Source organism: Nonomuraea sp. B12E4, from assembly GCF_039871825.1.
GTDB lineage: Bacteria > Actinomycetota > Actinomycetes > Streptosporangiales > Streptosporangiaceae > Nonomuraea.
Genome location: NZ_JBDPME010000022.1, coordinates 124973 through 143569, shown reverse-complemented (window position 1 = coordinate 143569; position 18597 = coordinate 124973). Strand labels below are relative to the sequence as shown.

The 18597-nt window shown below is 70.6% G+C and carries 20 protein-coding genes; 9 read left to right on the top strand and 11 right to left on the bottom strand.

All coding sequences use genetic code 11. From position 1 onward, the window contains the following. Positions 1-2: 2 nt before the first annotated feature. A complete protein-coding gene (locus ABGB18_RS36345; protein ID WP_347700197.1) occupies positions 3-350 on the bottom strand; it encodes an STAS domain-containing protein in 348 nt (115 codons plus the stop codon). Positions 351-1104: 754 nt separating this feature from the next. On the opposite strand from ABGB18_RS36345, the gene ABGB18_RS36340 reads away from it, so the two are divergent. Continuing rightward, positions 1105-1689: an NlpC/P60 family protein gene (locus ABGB18_RS36340; RefSeq protein WP_347700196.1), complete on the top strand. Its 585-nt coding sequence runs from the start codon at positions 1105-1107 to the stop codon at positions 1687-1689. Positions 1690-1972: 283 nt separating this feature from the next. Here the strand turns inward: ABGB18_RS36340 and ABGB18_RS36335 are convergent, their stop codons facing one another. Next, a complete protein-coding gene (locus ABGB18_RS36335) occupies positions 1973-2206 on the bottom strand; it encodes a hypothetical protein (protein ID WP_347700195.1) in 234 nt (77 codons plus the stop codon). A gap of 399 nt (positions 2207-2605) precedes the next feature. On the opposite strand from ABGB18_RS36335, the gene ABGB18_RS36330 reads away from it, so the two are divergent. The 3 genes from ABGB18_RS36330 to ABGB18_RS36320 are packed head-to-tail and all read left to right on the top strand — an operon-like array spanning position 2606 to position 5009. Beyond that, positions 2606-3175, top strand: coding sequence for a hypothetical protein (locus ABGB18_RS36330; RefSeq protein ID WP_347700194.1), 570 nt, complete (start codon positions 2606-2608; stop codon positions 3173-3175). Beyond that, complete coding sequence (locus ABGB18_RS36325) at positions 3121-4494, top strand: NERD domain-containing protein kinase family protein (protein WP_347700193.1); 1374 nt, start codon at positions 3121-3123, stop codon at positions 4492-4494. Before ABGB18_RS36330 ends, ABGB18_RS36325 begins: the two co-directional genes overlap by 55 nt. After that, positions 4491-5009 carry a GNAT family protein gene (locus ABGB18_RS36320; RefSeq protein WP_347700192.1) on the top strand — a complete coding sequence of 173 codons (519 nt, stop codon included), beginning with the start codon at positions 4491-4493 and terminating at the stop codon, positions 5007-5009. Before ABGB18_RS36325 ends, ABGB18_RS36320 begins: the two co-directional genes overlap by 4 nt. Positions 5010-5144: 135 nt before the next feature. Here the strand turns inward: ABGB18_RS36320 and ABGB18_RS36315 are convergent, their stop codons facing one another. Next, complete coding sequence (locus tag ABGB18_RS36315) at positions 5145-8213, bottom strand: BTAD domain-containing putative transcriptional regulator (RefSeq protein ID WP_347700191.1); 3069 nt, start codon at positions 8211-8213, stop codon at positions 5145-5147. 114 nt (positions 8214-8327) lie between these two features. Here ABGB18_RS36315 and ABGB18_RS36310 point away from each other — a divergent pair, with 114 nt between their 5' ends. Continuing rightward, on the top strand, positions 8328-9239 hold the full coding sequence (locus ABGB18_RS36310; RefSeq protein ID WP_347700190.1) for a M23 family metallopeptidase: 912 nt from the start codon (positions 8328-8330) through the stop codon (positions 9237-9239). 111 nt (positions 9240-9350) lie between these two features. Here the strand turns inward: ABGB18_RS36310 and ABGB18_RS36305 are convergent, their stop codons facing one another. Beyond that, entirely contained in the window at positions 9351-10148 is a 798-nt protein-coding gene (locus ABGB18_RS36305; protein WP_347700189.1) for an FKBP-type peptidyl-prolyl cis-trans isomerase, read from the bottom strand. 145 nt (positions 10149-10293) lie between these two features. Between ABGB18_RS36305 and ABGB18_RS36300 the strand changes: the two genes are divergently transcribed. Together ABGB18_RS36300 and ABGB18_RS36295 are read left to right on the top strand one after the other, a co-directional pair. After that, complete coding sequence (locus ABGB18_RS36300; RefSeq protein ID WP_347700188.1) at positions 10294-11334, top strand: DUF2293 domain-containing protein; 1041 nt, start codon at positions 10294-10296, stop codon at positions 11332-11334. Continuing rightward, positions 11331-11486, top strand: a complete 156-nt coding sequence (locus ABGB18_RS36295; RefSeq protein WP_347700187.1) for a hypothetical protein — start codon at positions 11331-11333, stop codon at positions 11484-11486. The genes ABGB18_RS36300 and ABGB18_RS36295 overlap by 4 nt, the downstream gene beginning before the upstream one ends. Before the next feature lie 31 nt (positions 11487-11517). Here ABGB18_RS36295 and kynU read toward each other — a convergent pair whose 3' ends face one another. Genes kynU through ABGB18_RS36260 form a run of 7 tightly spaced genes read right to left on the bottom strand, consistent with a single transcriptional unit; the run spans position 11518 to position 17079 of the window. Further along, positions 11518-12720 (bottom strand): kynureninase, encoded by a 1203-nt coding sequence (gene kynU / locus ABGB18_RS36290; RefSeq protein WP_347700186.1) that lies wholly within the window; start codon positions 12718-12720, stop codon positions 11518-11520. Then, positions 12717-12932, bottom strand: coding sequence for a hypothetical protein (locus ABGB18_RS36285; RefSeq protein WP_347700185.1), 216 nt, complete (start codon positions 12930-12932; stop codon positions 12717-12719). Before ABGB18_RS36285 ends, kynU begins: the two co-directional genes overlap by 4 nt. 12 nt (positions 12933-12944) lie before the next feature. Then, complete coding sequence (locus tag ABGB18_RS36280; RefSeq protein ID WP_347700184.1) at positions 12945-13913, bottom strand: amidohydrolase family protein; 969 nt, start codon at positions 13911-13913, stop codon at positions 12945-12947. A gap of 11 nt (positions 13914-13924) precedes the next feature. Next, positions 13925-14440, bottom strand: coding sequence for a 3-hydroxyanthranilate 3,4-dioxygenase (locus tag ABGB18_RS36275; protein WP_347700183.1), 516 nt, complete (start codon positions 14438-14440; stop codon positions 13925-13927). Beyond that, a complete protein-coding gene (locus ABGB18_RS36270) occupies positions 14437-14868 on the bottom strand; it encodes a RidA family protein (RefSeq protein WP_347700182.1) in 432 nt (143 codons plus the stop codon). Before ABGB18_RS36270 ends, ABGB18_RS36275 begins: the two co-directional genes overlap by 4 nt. Continuing rightward, positions 14865-15677, bottom strand: a complete 813-nt coding sequence (locus tag ABGB18_RS36265) for a fumarylacetoacetate hydrolase family protein (protein WP_347700181.1) — start codon at positions 15675-15677, stop codon at positions 14865-14867. The genes ABGB18_RS36270 and ABGB18_RS36265 overlap by 4 nt, the downstream gene beginning before the upstream one ends. Then, positions 15670-17079: an aldehyde dehydrogenase family protein gene (locus ABGB18_RS36260; RefSeq protein ID WP_347700180.1), complete on the bottom strand. Its 1410-nt coding sequence runs from the start codon at positions 17077-17079 to the stop codon at positions 15670-15672. The genes ABGB18_RS36265 and ABGB18_RS36260 overlap by 8 nt, the downstream gene beginning before the upstream one ends. A 116-nt stretch (positions 17080-17195) precedes the next feature. Between ABGB18_RS36260 and ABGB18_RS36255 the strand changes: the two genes are divergently transcribed. Both ABGB18_RS36255 and ABGB18_RS36250 read left to right on the top strand, forming a co-directional pair. Then, positions 17196-17903 carry a dienelactone hydrolase family protein gene (locus ABGB18_RS36255; protein WP_347700179.1) on the top strand — a complete coding sequence of 236 codons (708 nt, stop codon included), beginning with the start codon at positions 17196-17198 and terminating at the stop codon, positions 17901-17903. A gap of 72 nt (positions 17904-17975) precedes the next feature. Beyond that, a complete protein-coding gene (locus ABGB18_RS36250) occupies positions 17976-18563 on the top strand; it encodes a VanZ family protein (protein ID WP_347700178.1) in 588 nt (195 codons plus the stop codon). The last annotated feature ends 34 nt before the right edge of the window (positions 18564-18597 follow it).

The following is an 18597-nucleotide window of genomic DNA, read 5'->3' as shown; positions in this document are numbered from 1 at the left end:
CGCTACGCGGGCAGGTTGTCCGTACGTGGCTGGTGGTACCAGCCCATCATGCTCAGCAGGCGCCTCTGGTACGGGGTGACGTTGTGCAGGCGGATCCACCGCTGTGAGGGTGGCAGCGTGGGCATGGCGAGCACGCGTAGGCCCGAGACGTCGACGAAGGTCAATCCGCCGGTGTCGACATCGACGTAGGCGTCCTGGCGACGGCAGCTCGCCAGGGCGGCGGCCAGGGCGGGGCTGTTGGTGGCGTCGACCTCGCCCATGAGGGTGACGTCCGGGGCTCCGGGCGCCGCGCGTACGGTGATGGTCAGCTGTCCGTCCTGGTAGAGCAACCGCTCCTCGGCACCGCTCACCAATCTTCACACCCCCCAACACATGCTCTTGGGGGTAGTAGCCGGATCTGCCGTCTGCAGGGGATGACCGCCAATGTGTCCGACGATTAACCCGAAACCAGGTTACTACGAAGTTTGTTTCACTATGCGATTTCGATGGGGAAATGACCGAATTGCGGGGAAACTATGAAGGGTCGCCGCACGGCCGCCGGAAGCCCGCGCCGGCTGCGGGCTTGATGCCCGGCTTGGCCAGGAGACGCCCCGCGAGCAGGGCTCACACCCCGGTGCCCGCCCGAGACGGCGCCCGACGGGTTCCGCCACGGTGAGCCGTGGTGGCCGGAGCGCGGCTGTCCTCACCCGTGTCGTGCTCGGTGCCACCGAGCAGGTTGGGTGGAGGTCCTGCGGATGCGGAGCGGCAAGAACGTCGATGTCCTTCGCCGAGTCGGCGCGGTCGTCGTTCACCGCGGCGAGCTCGTAAAACATCGGCGGGTAAGAACCTGGCCAAGCCAGGCAAAAGCCCGATGCGCCGCCCATTCACCAGCCATTGATCGCAACTTCCGGATATATCATGACTGGCCCGCATTAGTTGCGGGGATCGAGGCGGCAACTTTCATGATATTGCCATACGCGCGCCTCGCCTGACCAAAGGGTGTTTTATCCAGATAGGGATGGCGGAATGTAGCGGGAAACACAACCTGGCACGCGCCACGGAGGATTCGGCCGACGGCGGCCGGGCACGCCGGCGCCGATAAGTCACGGGAGCGCTGAGAATACCATGAAAGGACTACGGCGGCTGATGCTAATAGCGCTGACGCTGGCGGTTCCGAACGCCACGCATCCCGCTCCCGTGTTGGCCAGGGCGGCGGGTGGCGCCATCGCAGTGCGGACGGCGATCGAGATGATCGGCGTCCCGTACTCGTGGGGCGGCGGCGGGGTGAAAGGACCCGGATTCGGCACGGGGAGAGGGGCCAGGATCCGGGGCTTCGACTGCTCGGGGCTGACCGAGTACGCGTGGGCGCGGGCCGGCGTCCTGATCGGCACGACCACGTACCAGCAGTGGCGGTCGGGGATCCGGCTGACCGTGGAGGACGTGGAGCCGGGGGATCTGGTGTTCTACGACAACGATCCGAGCCATCCCGGTCCGGAACACGTCGGCCTGGCGGTGGATGCCACGCGGATCGTACACGCGCCGTACACCGGGCAGGTTGTCCGGCTGGATCCGCTGAACAGGCGGACGCTCCTGGGAGTGGTGCGGCCGAGCGGGGCCGCCGGCAATGTCGATGGCGCGAATGCGGCCACGACCACCGACCCGCCCGGTGGGACGGGCCTTTCCAAGGCCGTCTCCGGCCCAGTCCCGTAGGCCGTTCCCGGTTGCGGCTCGCCGGGCCGCCCACGGTGCGGTTCTGTCATGCCCCAGAACGCAAAATGGCCGCGCGGTTCAGGTCGTCCTGCAGTGATCGATCTGAACCGCGCAGCACTGGAGGCTCGGTGCGCACCAAGCCCGTGCCGTGGCCTCGCGAAATTCCACGGCCCGCTTCTTTTCACCTCAAGGCACCAGGAGGGCGATCTTGGCCGGGCGTATTCACCTGTGTATGAGCCAGGAGTCGCCGATCGCCGTCCTGCCTACGCCACGCAGGGAGCCGTCAGATGCCGCTGCCCCTGCCGTACCCGTTGTTCAGGATGTCAGGGTCGATGTTGTTCAGGACGTGGGCGTGGACGCCGTTCAGAGGGGTCAGATCGTCGAGGACGCTGAACTGGCTCAGGATGCTCTGCCCGCTGTTGTTCGAGCTCGGCCCGACGTCGGCGGAGGCTCCGGTGGCGGAGAAGCCGAGGGCGGCGGCAGCGATAGCCGCACCGACCAGAATACGACGGATCATGTGTGCTTTCCTCCATGGATGGCGCGGAATTCCAGCGCCATAGTCGTTGTGCAGGGCTGTGAGGTGCCGCCAATAACAATCGCGGCATAGAGCTGGAACCGCAACTCAGAAATCCCACTTCGTGGTCAAGGGCGCCCCTTGATTTCTTGGCAGTCGGCTTTCCAGCTCATCGGCGACGCGCAACGTTTAGCCGCGCCCCCTGGTCGCCGAAGAAAATTTATTATGGCTCGACCCGGCGCCGTCGGGGCCGGCGCTCCCCACCGTTTGGACAACAATCACCCGAAACTTGAGAGTCGCTCACTACGTCCGCAGGCGTATCCGGAGCGCCTACTACGGGCTGACGTCCGGCGCACACATAGCGGCGAGGATGGGCCACGAGTTTCCCATTCCGGAGGTCAGGTGAGTGCGTTCCTGGGGCCGCGTGCCCGTAAGACAATCTTGGTTATCCACGTCGTCACCTCGGTCGCACTGCTCGGCGAGGTCTGGGGGCTGGTGCTGCTGAATACGGCGGCTACGTTGACAAGCGATCCCGGGCTCGCCCACGCCGCCTATCGGTTGATGCCGACGATGGTGTTCGGGGGCGGGATGCCGCTCAGCCTCACCGCATTGACCACCGGCATCGTGCTGGGCCTGGGCAGCCATTGGGGGCTCTTTCGCTATTACTGGACCGCGGCCAAGTTGGTGCTCCTGGTGTCCGTGATCTGCGTGGGCATGTTCCTGTTCGATCCGGAGGGGATGGCCGCCGCGACCGAAGGAAGCATCTCCGGGGGGCCCGTCCTGGTGCCCGACACCCGGCAATGGGGTCAGGTGGCCGCGCTGGGCACGCAGATCGTCATGCTGATGACGGCCACCGTCCTGTCGATCTCCAAGCCACGCGCCAAACTGCTCGACGTTTCCCGTGCGAGGATAGCTCCATGGCAGAGATCGTCGGCGGAGGACGTCCGGTCAACGACGCCGAACGGCGGGTGATCGCATATCTGCGGGACCACGCGCCCGCCGACTGGTTGCTACTGCACAACGTCGAGGTCCCGCGCGGCCACGACATCTTCGAGGTGGACCTGCTCGTGCTGACCGGCCACTCGCTCGTGGTCGTCGACGTCAAGGGCACCAGGGGCCGCATCGAGGTGTCCGGCACGCGGTGGTTCCCGCCGCGCCGGGAGGCGTTCGGCTCCCCCGTGACCAAGCTGCGCGGCACCGCGAAGGCGCTGAAGGGCCTGCTGACGTCCAAGGCCATCCAGCTCGAACGCGTCTACGTCGACGCCCTGGTCGTGCTGACCTCGCCGGACGCCGAGCTGAGCGACCCGGCGGGACGCGACGCGCCCAACGTCACCGACCTGCCGCGGCTCATCGCCACCCTGAGCGACGTCTCACGGATCAGGCGCGGGTGCAGCCCGGACGTCAAGCCGTACATGACAGCGATCCTCGACGCGCTCAACCAGACCGTGCGCCGCAGCACCGCGCCGCCGAGATACGGCAACTGGGAGGCCGAGGAGCAGCTCGGCGGGGATGCCCGGGTCACCGAATACCGGGCGTTCAACACGACGCTGCCCGGCAGCGAGACCGTGCTGCTGCGGGTCTACCAGGCCGACCCGCTGGCCGACCACGAGGCGCGGGCGGCCGAGCGGCAGCGCATCGCCAACGCCTACCAGACACTGGCCAAGATCCCCCCGCATCCGTGCGTGGTGCGCTCGCGCGACTTCTTCGCGATCGACGACGAGAGCCGGTTCGTGCTGGTGCTCGACGACGTGCACGGGGAGGCGCTGCACCTGTCGCTGGGCAAGGGCGCCCGGCTGGGCGTGATCCAGGACCTGCTGCGCGGGCTGGCGCACGCGCACGCGCACGGTGTCGTGCACCGGGCGCTGACCCCGGCCTCCGTGCTGGTCACCGACGACGGGCACGCGGTGCTGACCGGGTTCGACTACGCCAAGCCGGGGCCACGCAACTACACCGTCGTCCACGAGCTGGGCAACGTGCTCGACGCCCACTACGTGGCGCCCGAGTGCCTGGAGCGGCCCGACCGGATGACCACGGCCTCCGACGTCTACGCGGCCGGGGCCATCGCCTACCAGCTCCTCACCGGCCGGCTCCCGGCGGGCCCCGATGCCGGTGGGGTCCCGACCGGCTTCGACGTCGGCGGGCCGGACGTGCCCGAGGTGGTGCGCCGGATGCTCGATCCTGTGCCGGCCAAGCGGCCGACCGCCGCCGAGGCGCTCGACGCGCTGGAGGGGGCGCGTCTGCAGGAGTCGCGGCTCAAGCGATTGGTACGTCGAATAGTGTCCGGATCATGACCATTCACCTGCGGCCTGTCAAAGAGCGCGACCTGCCCTTCCTGCACCGGCTGACGAGCGAGCCGGACAGCACCGGCGAGTTCCAGTGGTACGGCTGGCAGGACCCGCACCGCATGCGCCGGCGCTGGGAGGAGGACGGGTGGCTCGGCGAGGACGGCGGCATCCTGATCATCGCGCACGCCGAGGAGAGTGTCGGCTTCGTCTCCTGGAGCAAGCAGGTCGCCAACCGCGCCAGCTACTTCTGGACGATGGGATTGATCGTGGCGCCCGAGTTCCGCGGCCAGGGCTACGGCACGCAGGCGCAGCGGCTGATCGCGCGATACCTGTTCGAGCACACGACGGCCAACCGGATCGCGGCGGCCACCGAGATCACCAACGTGGCCGAGCAGCGGGCGCTGGAGAAGGCCGGGTTCACCCGGGAGGGCATGCTGCGCGGTGTTGGTTTCCGGGCCGGGGAGTGGCATGACGGCGTGCAGTACAGCATGATCCGCTCCGACCTGTCCGACCAGCCGTAACACCCGCCGCACATGTCCTGACGGACAAGCTGTAACGGCCGCCGCGCAACGCCGGGCCGACCAGCCGTGCGGCGCGCTCGCCGCACGGGTGCGTGCCGCCGCACGGGTGCGTGCCGCCGCACGGGTGCGCACGCGTCAAACGGGCAGGCTGCGTCGGAGCGCGCTCGCGTGCCTGAGGTAGTCGAGGGCGAGCCCGGTGCGGCCGGCCGACCGGTGCACCTCTCCCAGGAGCTGGGTGCTCGAGGCCTCGCCGCTGCGGTCGCCGAGCTCCCGGAAGATCTGCAGCGAGCGTTCCAGGCCGGAGGAGGCGTGGCCGAGGTCGCCGCGCGCCGCCTGCAGTCCGGCCAGGCTCTGCAGCGCGTACGCCCCGCAGTGCCGGTCCCCCAGCGACTCGAAGATCTCCAGGGCGTACCGGTGGAACGACATCGCCCGGTGCAGGTGCCCCAACTGGAGGCACACGCAGCCCTCGCGGTGGGTGTCCCCGAGCTCCCTGGCCAGCCGCATCGCCGCGGTCAGGGACTCCGACGCCTGCGCCAGGTCCCCGGACTTCAGCAGGACCCGGCCGATGGCCTGGCGGGCGAAGGCCTCACCCTGGCGGTCGTCCGCCGCCAGGAACAGGGCCAGCGCGCGCCTCAGATGGCCGAGGGACGTGGCCTGCCGGCCGCGGAACTGGCTCACGGCTCCGAGGCCGCAGAGGGACGTGGCCTCCGCTCTTTTGTCGCCTAATGCGCGAAATATTTGGCGGGAGCGGGTGAAGCCCTCCTCCGATTCCTCGTACCGGTCCTGGTAGAGGCTGACCTGGGCCAGGCCCCTGAGCATGGCGGCCTCGCCGTACGGGTCGCCCGCGGCGCGGGCGGCTGCCAGGGCGGCGGTGTGGGTGCGCCGCCAGGTGTCGAGGTGGCAGTGCAGATCGAGGTACGGGACCATCGCGGCGGCCAGCCCCCACGCCGACTCAGCCAGACCCAGCTCGGCCGCCACGCCCACCGCCCCGGCCAGCGCCTCATGCTCGGCCTCGAACCACGTGACCGGGTCGGCCATCAGCCGGTCGAGCGTCCGCCCCGGCAACGGCCAGCGCGGTGCCCCGGCGGCGGTCAGACTGAACACGGTGGTCGGCAACCGCGCCATGGCGTGCTCCGTGGTCGCCGTCCACGCCGCCAGCACCCTGACCACGTCCGCCTTTCCCAGCCCGGCACCTCCCTGAGCGCGGCCTCCCCCTGGTACGGGAGCACCTCCGGGCGGCTGACCTTCCGCGAGCACGCCGGCACCTCCGGGCGTGTGGACGCGCGCAGGAGCGTCTCCTGGCGCGGGGCCTTCCGCTGGCATGGGGTCGCGTTCCTGCGGGTGCCCGTCCTCGTGGTCCGGGCCGGGCTTTTGGGGGTCGCGGGCGAGGTGGAGGGCTGGGCCGCGTTCGGTGGCGTGGCGGGCGATGAGGTTGGGGACACGGTAGCGGGGCTGGCCCAGCGGGTCGGTGCCGAGCAGGTCCAGTAGGTGGGTGTCCACCAGCAGGTCGGTGATGTCGTCGGCGCCGTGTCGGCCGAGCGCGGCGTCGACCACCCAACCCGGCTGGCCGGAGTCGCCGAGCAGGCCCAGGGCGGCCAGCGCGCGGGCGGCCTCGGCCGGCAGGCCGGCGTAGCCGCCGTCGAGGGTGGCACGCACGTCCTTGAGCTCTCCCAGCCAGTCGTCCTCCAGCCGCTGCCTGAGCACCGACAGTGACCAGCCGGGCCGGGCGGCCAGGCGTGTGCCCGCGTTCCTGACGGCCAGCGGCAGACGTCCGCAGGCCGCGACGACGGCGAGCGCGGCCTCGCGTTCGCGTGCCACCCGGTCGCTTCCCGCGATGCTCCCGAGCAGCGCCAGCGCCTCTTCCGGCGTCAGCTCCCCGATCTCGACCTGCAGCGCGCCGGGCAGCTCGGTGATCCTGCGGCGGGTGGTGATGATCGCCGCGCCGGCGCTGCCGGGCAGCAGCGGCCGGACCTGGTCGGCGTCCCGGGCGTCGTCCAGCAGCACCAGCATGGGCCGCTCGGCCAGCAGCGAGCGCAGCAACGCCGAGCGCTCGCCCACGGTCGGCGGTACGGCCGTCACCCCCAGCGCCCGCAGCGCCTCGGCCAGCGGTTCCGCCGGCTCCCTGGCGCCGAGCTCCAGGTAGAGCTGCCCGGCGGGGAACGCCGCGCACAGGGCGTGCGCCGCGTGCACGGCCAACGCCGACTTGCCCGCCCCCGCCGGCCCGGAGATCACCGCCACGGAGCACCGGCGGCCGGAACCCGCATGAACCTCGACTCGCGAGCCCCCGACCGGGCCCCCGAACGCCGCCTCGGCACGTGCGGACCCGACGCTCCCGGCATCCGCGATATGCGGCGAACCAGCGGGATTCCCCAGTGCGGCGGTATGCGGCGGGACGGCTGGGGTTTCGCGGGTGGGGGGTGGGGTGGACAAGGTGGTGAGGGCTGTCATGGCCGTGGAGCGGCCGGTGAAGTCGGGGAGGTCGGGTGGGAGTTGGCGGGGGACGGCGGGGAGCGCGTCGTCGGCGAGGACCAGCTCGTACGCCCTCCGCAACTCGGCCCCCGGCTCCACGCCGAGCTCGTCCACCAGCCGGCCCCGCACAGTGGCGTAAGCGCGCAGGGCCTCGGCCTTCCTGCCGCCACGATGCAGGGTGAGCACCAGACGGCCCCACAGGTCCTCCCGGTAGGGGTGCTCGGCCAGCAGCCCGCGCAGCTCCGAGGCGGCCCCGTCGTGGTCCCCGTGCTCGACCCGACGCTCGATCAGCGCCTCGGCGGCGCGCAGGCGTACCTCGTGCAGGGGTTCGAGCCGGCGGTCCCAGATGGGACTGCCCGGCAGGTCGGACAGCGGCGCGCCGCGCCAGAGGGCCAGCGCCCGCGCGTGGTCGCCGCGCTCGGCCAGCTCCTCGAACGCCAGCAGGTCGAGCGCGCCGTCGGCGACGTCGATCGCGTAGCCGCCGCCGTCGGAGCGCAGGTGGCCGGGGCCGAGGTCCGAGCGCAGCGAGCTGACGTAGGTGCGCAGGTTGGCCCGGGCCGAGCGGGGCGGCCGGTGCGGCCAGAGCACCTCGGCCAGCCGGTCGGAGCCGACCGCTCGGCCCGCGTCGAGCAGCAGCGTGGCCAGCACCAGCCGGGGTTTCCTGCCGGAGATCCGGACCGGACGGCCGCCGGAGCGTACCTCCAGCGGCCCGAGCACGTGAAAGGTGACCGTCATCCGACATCAGCTCCTCTGCGGAGGCCTGACAACATCTTGTAGGGGTTCTGGACGTTTCCTGTGCGGCCGATGCGGACTCTGGTGTCCAAGTGTCCCGAGGGAAAGGATCACCCCATGAAGCTCGGCGGAGCAATGGCCGCGGGCCTGGCGTTGTTACTCGGCCTCGTGGCCACACCGGCCGCCGCCGATCCGGTGCCGGGGTCGGACCAGGCACAGATCCTCGCCACGAACTTCCAGCTCCCCTTCCCCTGCGGCCAGAGCTGGACGGGCAACTCCGACGCGAGCAGCGCGCACACGTCGTACGAGATCGACTTCAACCGCGGCGGCACCCCGGACGCCGACCTCGGCGACACCGTGGTGGCCGCCGCGGCGGGCACCGTGGCGATCTCGGCGCACCAGGGCTCGACGAACGGTTTCGGCAACCTCGTCAAGATCGACCACGGCGGCGGGTGGACCACCTATTACGCCCATCTGAACTCCCGCCTGGTCTCCCAGGGCCAGGCCGTCTCCCAGGGCCAGGCGATCGGCACGGTCGGCAACACCAGCAAGCCGGGCAACAACATCCTGCCTCACCTCCACTACGAGGTACGGCTGGGAAGCAACTATCCGGCCAACGTCCAGCGGGCCGTCTTCGACGGGACCACCTTCGGCTACCCGGAGCAGACGGTGACCTCGCGGAACTGCGGCGGGGCCGCCACGAACCCCTACAGCCCGCAGGAGGTGTGCGGCGCCGGCTACAGCGTGGTCGACTCGGCCGCGCTCGGCTCCGACGGCACGGTCTACCTGCTCTACAACAGCGGGAACGGCAACAACTGCGTCGCCACGATGAAGGCGAAGTCGCTCGGCACGGCCACGGCCACCAGCGCGTACCTGGAGGTGGAGGGCAGCGCCAGGCGGACGGACTCCGGCGACTTCGGCTACTACGCGGGACCGGTCGTGGCGTCCGGGTCCGGCAAATGCGTCAAGTGGGGCGGCAAGGCCGGCGCCTCGGCGTACAACAGCCCGTTCGAGCACTGCGGCAGCTAGGCCGCGCACGAGGCAGGGCCGGGCGGCAGGCGCGGCGCCGCCCGGCCCCCACGGGCGTGATGCGTATCCGGGGGGATCCGTCCCGGGTCGCCGGTGCGGAGACGGCCGGGACTACGCGGATGGTGTGATGGTGTCCAGCACGTCGATGACGTAGATCCGGTCCGGCGCCGGTACGGCCACGCGGCTGCCCACCCGCCGGCCCACGAGCGCCTCCAGCCAGGCCGCGGGCACCGCCCCCGCCTTGAGGGTGAAGGCGCCCGGCCCGCCCCGCCGGTACGACGAGTCCACGACCGCCCGGGAGGGCCAGGCGGCGGCCACGTACTGGACGACCACCTTCGCCCCCGCCACGATCTCCCGCCCCGAGCCGTCGATGAGCGTGCGGGGCGGGGACGAGGGTGTGAGGTCGGCGGGCGCCACCGGCAGGGTGCGGCCGACGAGCCGCGCGTCCCGCGGGTAGCCGCCCAGGATGTCGAAGACCAGCACCAGCGTGTCATCGGGCGAGACCCCGGTGAGCGGCACGTTCGGCCCCAGCGCCTCGGCGGCCGGGCTGACCAGCATGACCCTGCTGCCCGCCGGCCGCCCGATGAGCGCCTGCCGCCAGGTCTCCGACACCTCCCTGCCGTCGAAGACGACCGTGGTGGGCTGGTTGGCGTCGTAGGTGTTCAGGTACGGCCGGTTGCCCGACCACCGCCGGATGTCGACGTCGGCGAGCACCACGTCACCCTGCGCCGTACGCCGCCCGCTGCCCACGCTCAGCACCGTGATCCGCGGCGTACGACCAGGTTGGCCCCCGGGGATGGCGACCCGCGGCTTGCTGCCGAACTCACCCGTGACGACGGGCTCCGTGCCGTCCTCGGCCAGGCCACAGGAGGTGGCGAGCACGAGCACGGCCGGCCAGAACAGACGCACGATGATCCTCCAGGGCCGGGGTCCAAGGGGGTTACTTGCCGCAATGGGGCAAAAGGAATCCCTGCGGTCTCGCCATCTCCCGACAAAGGCGCGGGAGACTGGGGCACGTGAGCGAGCGGAACCCCAGACATGGCGGCGAGATCCTTTGAGCAAGCCGAACCTGGTGCGCAGGGTCGCGGAAGCTGCCGAGATCGCGCTGACCAACCGGAAATATGTGACGTTCATCGACGTGGTGACCGGCCTGCGCTGGCTGCACTCGCGGCACGTGGACACCTGGCGGCAGGGCCGGGTCGCGACGCTGGCCGAGCTGGCGGCGGTGGACGAGGACCGGCTGCTCACCACGGCCGCCCTGCTGCGGGACTGGGCGCTGGCCAAGGGGCTGCGGCCGGTGGACACGCCGTACGTGGCCGGCACCCGCGACCGCCGCGAGCTGCGGTTCACCACCGGGCCGGGGCAGGAGAGGTTCCGCGTGCACTGGCTCTCACCCGACCTCAGCGAGGCCCGGGTCCGCAGCCTGACCGAGCGGCTGAGCAAGGCGCCCGACCTGGTGGCGGTGGCCCCGCTGGCCGCCTGGACGTGTGCGGACTGCGGCGACACGGGTCCCTATCTGGTCATGGAGGATGACCAGCCGCACTGCCTGACCTGCGCGGATCTGGACCATCTGGTCTTCCTGCCGGCGGGGAACGCCGCGCTCAGCCGCCGGGCCAAGCAGGAGAGCGGCCTGGCGGCGGTGGTCGTCCAGTTCAACCGGCGGCGCAAGGTCTATCAGCGCCTCGGCCTGCTGGTGGAGGAGGCCGCGCTGGCCGCCGCCGAGGAGCGGTGCCTGGCCGACGAGGAGGTACGCCTGCGCCGCCGTGAACGCGACCGCGTACGCCGGGCCGAGCAGGATGTGGAGTTCCAGGCCCAGATGGCCGCCGAGATCGCCAGGCTGTTCCCGGGCTGCCCGGAGGAGCGGGCCAGGGAGATCGCCGAGCACGCCGGCCAGCGCGGCAGCGGCCGGGTGGGCAGGTCGGCGGCGGCCCGGGCGCTCGACGAGAACGCCATCACACTGGCCGTGGTCGCCTCGATCCGGCATCTCGACACCGACTACGACAGATTGCTCATGTCGGGAGTGCCGCGGATGGAGGCCCGCGACCGGATCAGGGACGCCATCGAACGCAAGCTGGAGGAGTTCAGAAGGCCATGACCGACTGGCACGACGTACGCGAGGAGCTGCGCGCCTTCGCCCTGGGCCTGCCCGAGACCCACGAGGACCATCCCTGGGGCGAGACGGTGATCAAGGTGAACAAGAAGCGGGCGGTCAAGCTGCTGGACGCCGGACGAGGCGGGCTCAGGTGACTCAAGCCGCTGGACGCCGGGTGAGGCGGGCTCAGGTGACGGCCAGCCGCCTGGCGTACTTCTCCTCCCGCCACAGTTCCTTCTCCAGCACCTCCAGAAGCGTGGCGGCGGCGTCGTAGACGTCGGCGTAGCCGATGTAGAGCGGCGCGAATCCGAACCTGAGCAGGTCGGGCGCGCGGAAGTCGCCGTAGACGCCCCGGTCGATCAGCGCCCGCATGATCGGATAGCCGTCGGGGTGGCGGAAGCTGACGTGGCTGCCCCGGGCGGCGGCCTCCCGGGGCGAGGCCAGCTCCAGCGCGTCGCCGACCAGGTCGACGAACAGCGAGGTCAACGCCATGCTCTTGGCTCGCACCAGGTCCATCGGCACCCGGTCCCACAGGTCCAGCGCCGCCTCCAGGCCCGCCATGGACAGCACGTGCGGGGTGCTCACCACGAACCGCCGGATGCCCGCGGCCGGCCGGTAGTCGGTCTCGAACGCGAACGGCTCGGCGTGGCCGTGCCAGCCGGACAGCACGTTCTCGGCGGTCTCGTGGTGGCGCGGGTTGACGTAGAGGAACGCGGGCGCGCCGGGCCCGCCGCAGAGATACTTGTACGTGCACCCGACCGCGAAGTCGGCCGCCGAGACGTCCACCTCCATGGCGCCCACGCTGTGGCACACGTCCCACACCATGAGGGCCCCGGCGGCCTGGACCTCGGCGGTGACCGCCGGCACGTCGTGACGCGCGGAGGTGCGGTAGTCCACCTCGGACAGCAGCACCACGGCCGCGTCGTCGAAGCGCCCCTCCGCGTGGTCGCGCACCTCATAGCCGCCGAGCAGCCCGGCCAGCCCCTGCACCATGTAGTGGTCGGTGGGGAAGTTCCGCACGTCGGAGACGATCACCCGGCGCTCGGGACGCATCCGCAGTGCCGCCGCCACCGCCTGGTAGACCGCGATCGAGGTGGTGTTGCCCACCACCACCTGGCCCGGGCCCGCGCCGATCAGCGGCGCCAGCCGGTCGCCCAGGACCAGCGGCTGGTCGAACCAGCCGGCGTGGTTCCAGCCGCCGACGAGTTGCCGCCCCCACTCGTCCTCCACGGTCCGCCGCACCCGCTCGGCGGCACCGCGGGGCTGCCCGCCCAGGGAGTTTCCGACGAGGTAGATGATGCCCTCCGGCAGCACGAACTCGGATCTGAACGCGCGCAGCGGATCGTCGGCGTCGAGGGCGAGGCAGCGGTCCCGGTGCAAAATGGTCACTCCTGTAAGGGCGGAATGGTGGCAATGACCTGATTAACCCCATTCTGATACTTACGGACGTACCGGTCCTGCACCGGGTTGTGCGTGGCGTCCAACCGGAAGCTGCCACGCGGGCCGTTCAGCGCGCCCACCCGGCCCGGCCCTGGGCGCGGTCCGGCGGCCATCAGGACGGCCAGGCCGACCGCCGGGAGTCCCGGCACCGGGACGCGCATGAGGAGCTCCCTTCAGCCCAGGAACGCCTCGGCGTTGGCCGCGAGCAGCTTGGCGCGGGCCGTGCCGGACAGGAAGCCCGCACGCCGGATCAGGTCACCGGCGGGCGCCTCGCCCAGCGGATAGGGAAAGTCGGTGCCGAGCATCACGTGGTCCTCCCCGAGCGTGTCGACGAGCAGCCGCAGCGCGCGCTCGTCGAAGACGGCGGAGTCGACGCTGAACCTGCCGAGGTAGTGGGACGGCGGCCGTTCGGAGACGCCGACCAGGTCGTGCCTGCGGTGCCAGGCGTTCTCGAACCGGCCGAGCCAGAACGCGAACGAGCCGCCGCCGTGCGCGAAGCAGATCCGCAGTGTGCCGGGCACTCGGTCGAACACGCCGCCGAGGATCATCGCCAGGATGGACAGGTGCGTCTCCGCCGGCATCCCGACCAGCCACTGCGCCATCCAGCGCTCGACCCGGGGCCCGGTGGGCAGGTCCCAGGGGTGTACGAACACGGGCACGCCGCTGTCCGCGCAGTGCTGGAGGAACTCCACGACACCCGGATCGTCGAGATCCCGGTCGCCGACGTGGTTGCCGATCTCCACCCCGCGGTGCCCGTTGGCCACGCAGCGGTCGATCTCCTCGCAGGCGAGGGCGGGGTCCTGCAGCGGCACCTGGCAGAACGGGATCAACCGAGCGTCCGTGCAGATCTCCAGCGCCAGGTCGTTGAAGATCTTCGCGATCCGCATGCCCTCCTCGGACGGCCGGTCGTAGCCGAAGAAGACGGGCGTGGGCGAGACCACCTGCCGGTCCACGCCGTCCCTGTCCATCTGGGCCAGCCGGACCCGCGGATCCCAGCAGTCATCCTGAATTTTCCGGAATTCTCGGTCGTTGACGAGGATCGTCGCTTCGCGCTCCGACTCGACCCTCAGTCTGGGCGCCCCGGGCCAGCCCAGCTCGGGCCAGCCCCGGGGCACGTGGTGCGTGTGGACGTCGATCACCATGCCGGGACCGGCTAGCCCTTGCCGGGGTGCAGCGCGCCGCATCGAGCGCAGGTGCGGGCCTGCTCGTCGCGGTAGAACGCCTCGAAGACCGGGGGCAGGTCCTTGACGATGTCACGCACCTGCAGCTCCACCTCGTGCACCAGATTCCCGCAGTCGGGGCAGTACCACTGGAACTTCTCCAGCTCCCCCTCGGGCCTGATCCGCTCCACCACCAGCCCCACGGACCCGGCCTCGGGCCGCTGCGGCGAGTGCGGCACGCGCGCCGGCAGCAGCCACATCTGCCCCTCGCGGATGTGCACGGTCTCGAGGCCACTCTCGGTCACGACGTTGACGTGCATGTTGCCGCGCACCTGGTAGAAGAGCTCCTCGTACGGATCGACGTGGAAGTCCGTCCTGGAGTTGGGCCCGCCGACCACCATCACGATGAAGTCCCGCGCCCGCTCGAAGACCACCTTGTTGCCGACCGGCGGCTTGAGCAGGTGGGCGTGCTCGTCGATCCAACCGGCGAAGTCGATGGGCCCGATCATGATCGCTCCTGCGGATGGTAGGCGACGGCTTGCATCTCGATGAGCAGGTGCGGGTGCGGGAGCTGATGCACCGCCACCGTGGCCCTGGTGGGCCCCTCCTCGTCGAAGAACTCGGCGTAGACCTCGTTGTAGCCCTTGAAGTCGTTCATGTTCACCAGATACGTCGTGATCTGCACGAGATCGGCGAGCGAACCGCCCGCCGCTTTCAGGATGTCGCCGATGTTCTCGATGACCGCCCTGGTCTGGGCGCGGATGTCCAGGTCCGCCACCCCGTGCTTGTCCACTTCCACGCCGACGAACGTGTCGTCGGGGCGCCGGCAACTCGTGCCCGAGACGTACAGGAAGTCTCCTGCTCGCTTGACGTGCGGAAACCTGCCCCGGGGAGTGGCCTTGCCCGGCACCCGGAGGGCCCTGCCCCTTCCGCTCACTTCTCGAACCCCCCCGAATCGAACACCGCCCGTACGGAGCCGAGCCCGTCGATCCTGGCCTCGAACACGTCCTCGGGCCCGACCGGCACCACCGGCCCGAGCGCGCCGGTCAGCACCACGTCACCGGCCCGCAGCGGGTGGTCCGTACGGCCGAGCCGCGAGGCCAGCCAGACGGCGGCGTTGAGCGGCCCGCCAAAGCACGCCTCGCCGGAGCCGGTCGAGACCTCCTCCCCGTTGCGCGTCATCGTCATCCCGGCCGCCCGCAGGTCCAGCCCCAGCAGCGAGGTGGGCGTGTGGCCCAGCACGAACGCGCCGGACGAGGCGTTGTCCGCGATCGTGTCGGCCAGGGTGATGTCCCAGTCGGCGATGCGCGAGTCGGCGATCTCGATGGCGGGCAGCACGAACTCCACCGCCCTGATCACGTCGGCCACGGTGAACGGCCCGCCGCTCAGATCCCGGCCGAGAACCAGCGCGACCTCGGCCTCGGCCCGTGGCTGCAGGAGCTTGTCCATGGGCACGGGGAGCCCGTCGGAATAGCAGGTGTCCGCGAACAGCATGCCGAAGTCCGGCTGGTCGATGCCGAACTGCTGCTGCAGCAGCCGGTTGGTGACGCCGATCTTCCTCCCGACCAGCCGCCGCCCCTCACCGAGTGCCCGCCGTGTGTTGATCTCCTGCACCGCGTACCCGTCGGCCGCCGTGCCGACCAGGTCCCGGATCGGGGCGCACGGTTTGCCGGAACGCGCGGCTTCGACCAGCCGGTCGGCCGCCTGGGAGCGCGCGTCCACGGCCTGGGACCATTCGTCATGCATCGGGCTGCTCCAATTTGATGGTGATCGTCGTGGGTTCAGAGTAGAAGTCGAGCGACTGGATGCCGCCCTCCCGGCCGATGCCCGACAGCCGCAGGCCGCCGAACGGGGTGCGCAGGTCCCGCAGATACCAGGTGTTGACCCAGACCAGCCCGGCCTCCAGCCGCTGCGCCACCCGGTGCGCCCGGTCGAGGTTCGAGGTCCAGAGAGTCGCGGCCAGGCCGTAGTCGCTGCCGTTGGCAAGGTCGATCGCCTCGGCCTCGCTGTCGAAGGACGCGACATGACACACAGGACCGAAGATCTCTTCCCTGTTGAACCTCGACCATTCCGACAAGCCTGTCACCACCGTCGGCTCGACGAAATAGCCGGAATCGCGATGATCACCGAACGCGGGGACGCCCCCGCCTGCGAGCACCTTGGCTCCCTCCGAGCGGGCCAAGGCGTAGTAGGAGAGCACCTTCTCACGGTGTTCGGCGGAGATCATCGGCTGCGGCTCGATCTCCTGGGCCCGGGCCGCCAGCCGCGCGCAGAACTCCTCGAAGACCGACCGCTGCACGTAGAGCCGCTCGGTGCACAGGCAGACCTGGCCGCCGTTGGTGAAGACCGACTTCACGCTCCCCTCGACGGCCCGGTCGAGGTCGCAGTCCTCGAAGACGACGCCGGCGTTCTTGCCGCCGAGCTCGAAGGAGACCGGCTTGACCCGGTCGGCCACCGTCCGCATGATCGCCGAGCCCGTCCGGGTGGAGCCGGTGAACGTCACGGCGTCCACCCCCGGGTGCTCGACCAGGAGCTGGCCGGCGGAGCCGTACCCGAAGATGATGTTGACGACGCCGGCGGGCAGGCCGGCGTCGGCGCAGATCTCGGCGAACACCGCCGCCGAGCCCGGCGTGCTCTCCGAGGGCTTGACCACCACCGTGTTGCCGGCGACCAGGGCGGGCGCCAGCTTCCACGTCATGAGCAGGAACGGCAGGTTCCACGGCACGATCACCGCGACCACCCCGTGCGGCCTGCGTACGGTGTAGCTGAGCACGCCGGACAGGTGGAAGGCGTCGTCGGGACGCTGGGCGGCGATCTCCGCGAAGGCGCGGAAGTTCGCGATGCCGCGCGGGATGTCGAGCGTGCGGGTCTGGTCGAGCGGCTTGCCGGTGTCGGCGATCTCGGCGGCCACCAGGTCGTCGAAGCGGGCCTCGATGCCCTCGGCCAGGCGCCGCATCCAGCCGGCGCGCTCGCCGACCGGCATCGCCGCCCAGTCGCGGGCCGCCTCCCTGGCCGCGCGGACCGCCCGGTCGACGACCTCGGGGTCGGCCTCGTGGACCTGCCTGGTCACCGCGCCCGTCACCGGGTCGTGAACGGGAAAGCCCTTCCCCGCGGCCACGGACTGGCCACCGATGAAGTGGGTCAGCACAACACTCTCCTCGTCTGGCTCGTAGCGGCGGACAACGGGGCCTCCCGGGACACGAAACCCTCGATCGCATCGTCTCTCCGCAGACGCCACGTGCGCTATGAGCGATGCTGTTGCACATGCGAACCCGTACCGATCAAATCACCGCCCACGACGGCACGTTCGACGTTCACGTGTGGCTGCCCGAATCCGGGAGCGGTCCTGGCATCCTGCTGGTGCAGGAGATCTACGGCGTCGGCCCCTACATCGAGAAGGTCGCGGCGGAGCTGGCGGGGCGCGGCTACGTGGTGGCCGCGCCCGACCTGTTCTGGCGGCTGCACCCGCACTGGCAGGGCGAGCACACCCCCGAGGGCACGAAGGTCGCGCTCGATCTGGCGAGCGGCTTCGACTTCGCGCAGGGCGTGGCCGACTGCGCGCTCACGGTCGGCCACCTGAAGGCGATGCCCGAGGTCCGCGGCGGGGTCGGCGCGCTCGGCTTCTGCCTGGGCGGCTCCATCGACTACATGCTGGCCACGCAGGTGGAGCTGGCGGCGGTGCTGTCCTTCTACGGCTCGGCCGTGCCCGACGCGACCGGCCTCATGGAGCAGATCTCCGCACCGCTCCTGCTGGTCTTCGGCGGCCAGGACCCCTACATCACCCGCGATCGGGTGGCGGTGGTCGAGCAGGCGGTGAAGGACCGGCCGAACGTGGTCATGCACGTGGCGGAGGAGGCCGGCCACGCCTTCCACAACAGCGAGGCGCCGATGTTCCACCACCGGGCGGCGGCGGAGCGGGTCTGGGAGGTGGCGCTGGCGTTCCTGGACGAGCACCTGCCCGTCCGATCGTGACTGTCCGTCCGGCAGCGGCGGGACTATGCGCACAGCCCCGATTTTCGCGGAGGTTCCGGAAGACCTGTCCAGATGGACATCTTCCGGTACCCCTTGATCAATCGCCATGATGGTCGGATGGTGCGGACGTGGGAATTGTGGGGAAACGTCATTATTGCTGGTACGTTTGCACTCCCCCTCTCCTTGCTAGCAATCTTGCTCCTCTCCCGCCACCGCGCTCGCGCGAGCCATCCGGCGCCCCTGCGCACGTCTGTCGCCGACGTCGGCATGGTCGTCGGGACCACCCCCTGGGTCTGGATGATCCTCACCCCGTCGAGCGGCCGGACGGGAGTCGGTCTCGTCCCGTTCGCCGATCTCGCCGACCTCGTCGGCGCGCCGTGGGAGGTGGTGTTGGTGCAGGTCGGCGGCAATCTGCTGGTGTTCGCGGCGCTCGGCGCGCTGGTGCCCGTGCGCAGCCGGGCGATGTCCTCCACGGCCCGCGTTGCGGCGCTCGCGGCCGCCTTTTCGGTCCTGGTCGAACTGCTCCAGTACACCCTGTGCCTGGGTCGTTTCTCCTCCGTGGACGACGTGATCCTCAATACGGCGGGCGCCGCGATGGCCGCGTTGGTTACTCGCCGCTGGTGGGCCGATCGAATACCGGCCGCGATCGTTCCACGGTAACGGTCCGCTAAAACACCGCGGAATTCCCCACACG

What these genes read in the sequence shown, in the direction of transcription:
- ABGB18_RS36250 (WP_347700178.1), top strand. Translation starts at nt 17,976, where the DNA reads ATGGACATCTTCCGGTACCCCTTGATCAATCGCCATGATGGTCGGATG.
- ABGB18_RS36340 (WP_347700196.1), top strand. Translation starts at nt 1,105, where the DNA reads ATGAAAGGACTACGGCGGCTGATGCTAATAGCGCTGACGCTGGCGGTT.
- ABGB18_RS36295 (WP_347700187.1), top strand. Translation starts at nt 11,331, where the DNA reads ATGACCGACTGGCACGACGTACGCGAGGAGCTGCGCGCCTTCGCCCTG.
- ABGB18_RS36320 (WP_347700192.1), top strand. Translation starts at nt 4,491, where the DNA reads ATGACCATTCACCTGCGGCCTGTCAAAGAGCGCGACCTGCCCTTCCTG.
- ABGB18_RS36285 (WP_347700185.1), bottom strand. Translation starts at nt 12,932, where the DNA reads ATGCGCGTCCCGGTGCCGGGACTCCCGGCGGTCGGCCTGGCCGTCCTG.
- ABGB18_RS36275 (WP_347700183.1), bottom strand. Translation starts at nt 14,440, where the DNA reads ATGATCGGGCCCATCGACTTCGCCGGTTGGATCGACGAGCACGCCCAC.
- ABGB18_RS36315 (WP_347700191.1), bottom strand. Translation starts at nt 8,213, where the DNA reads ATGACGGTCACCTTTCACGTGCTCGGGCCGCTGGAGGTACGCTCCGGC.
- ABGB18_RS36255 (WP_347700179.1), top strand. Translation starts at nt 17,196, where the DNA reads ATGCGAACCCGTACCGATCAAATCACCGCCCACGACGGCACGTTCGAC.
- ABGB18_RS36280 (WP_347700184.1), bottom strand. Translation starts at nt 13,913, where the DNA reads ATGGTGATCGACGTCCACACGCACCACGTGCCCCGGGGCTGGCCCGAG.
- ABGB18_RS36325 (WP_347700193.1), top strand. Translation starts at nt 3,121, where the DNA reads ATGGCAGAGATCGTCGGCGGAGGACGTCCGGTCAACGACGCCGAACGG.
- ABGB18_RS36310 (WP_347700190.1), top strand. Translation starts at nt 8,328, where the DNA reads ATGAAGCTCGGCGGAGCAATGGCCGCGGGCCTGGCGTTGTTACTCGGC.
- ABGB18_RS36335 (WP_347700195.1), bottom strand. Translation starts at nt 2,206, where the DNA reads ATGATCCGTCGTATTCTGGTCGGTGCGGCTATCGCTGCCGCCGCCCTC.
- ABGB18_RS36265 (WP_347700181.1), bottom strand. Translation starts at nt 15,677, where the DNA reads ATGCATGACGAATGGTCCCAGGCCGTGGACGCGCGCTCCCAGGCGGCC.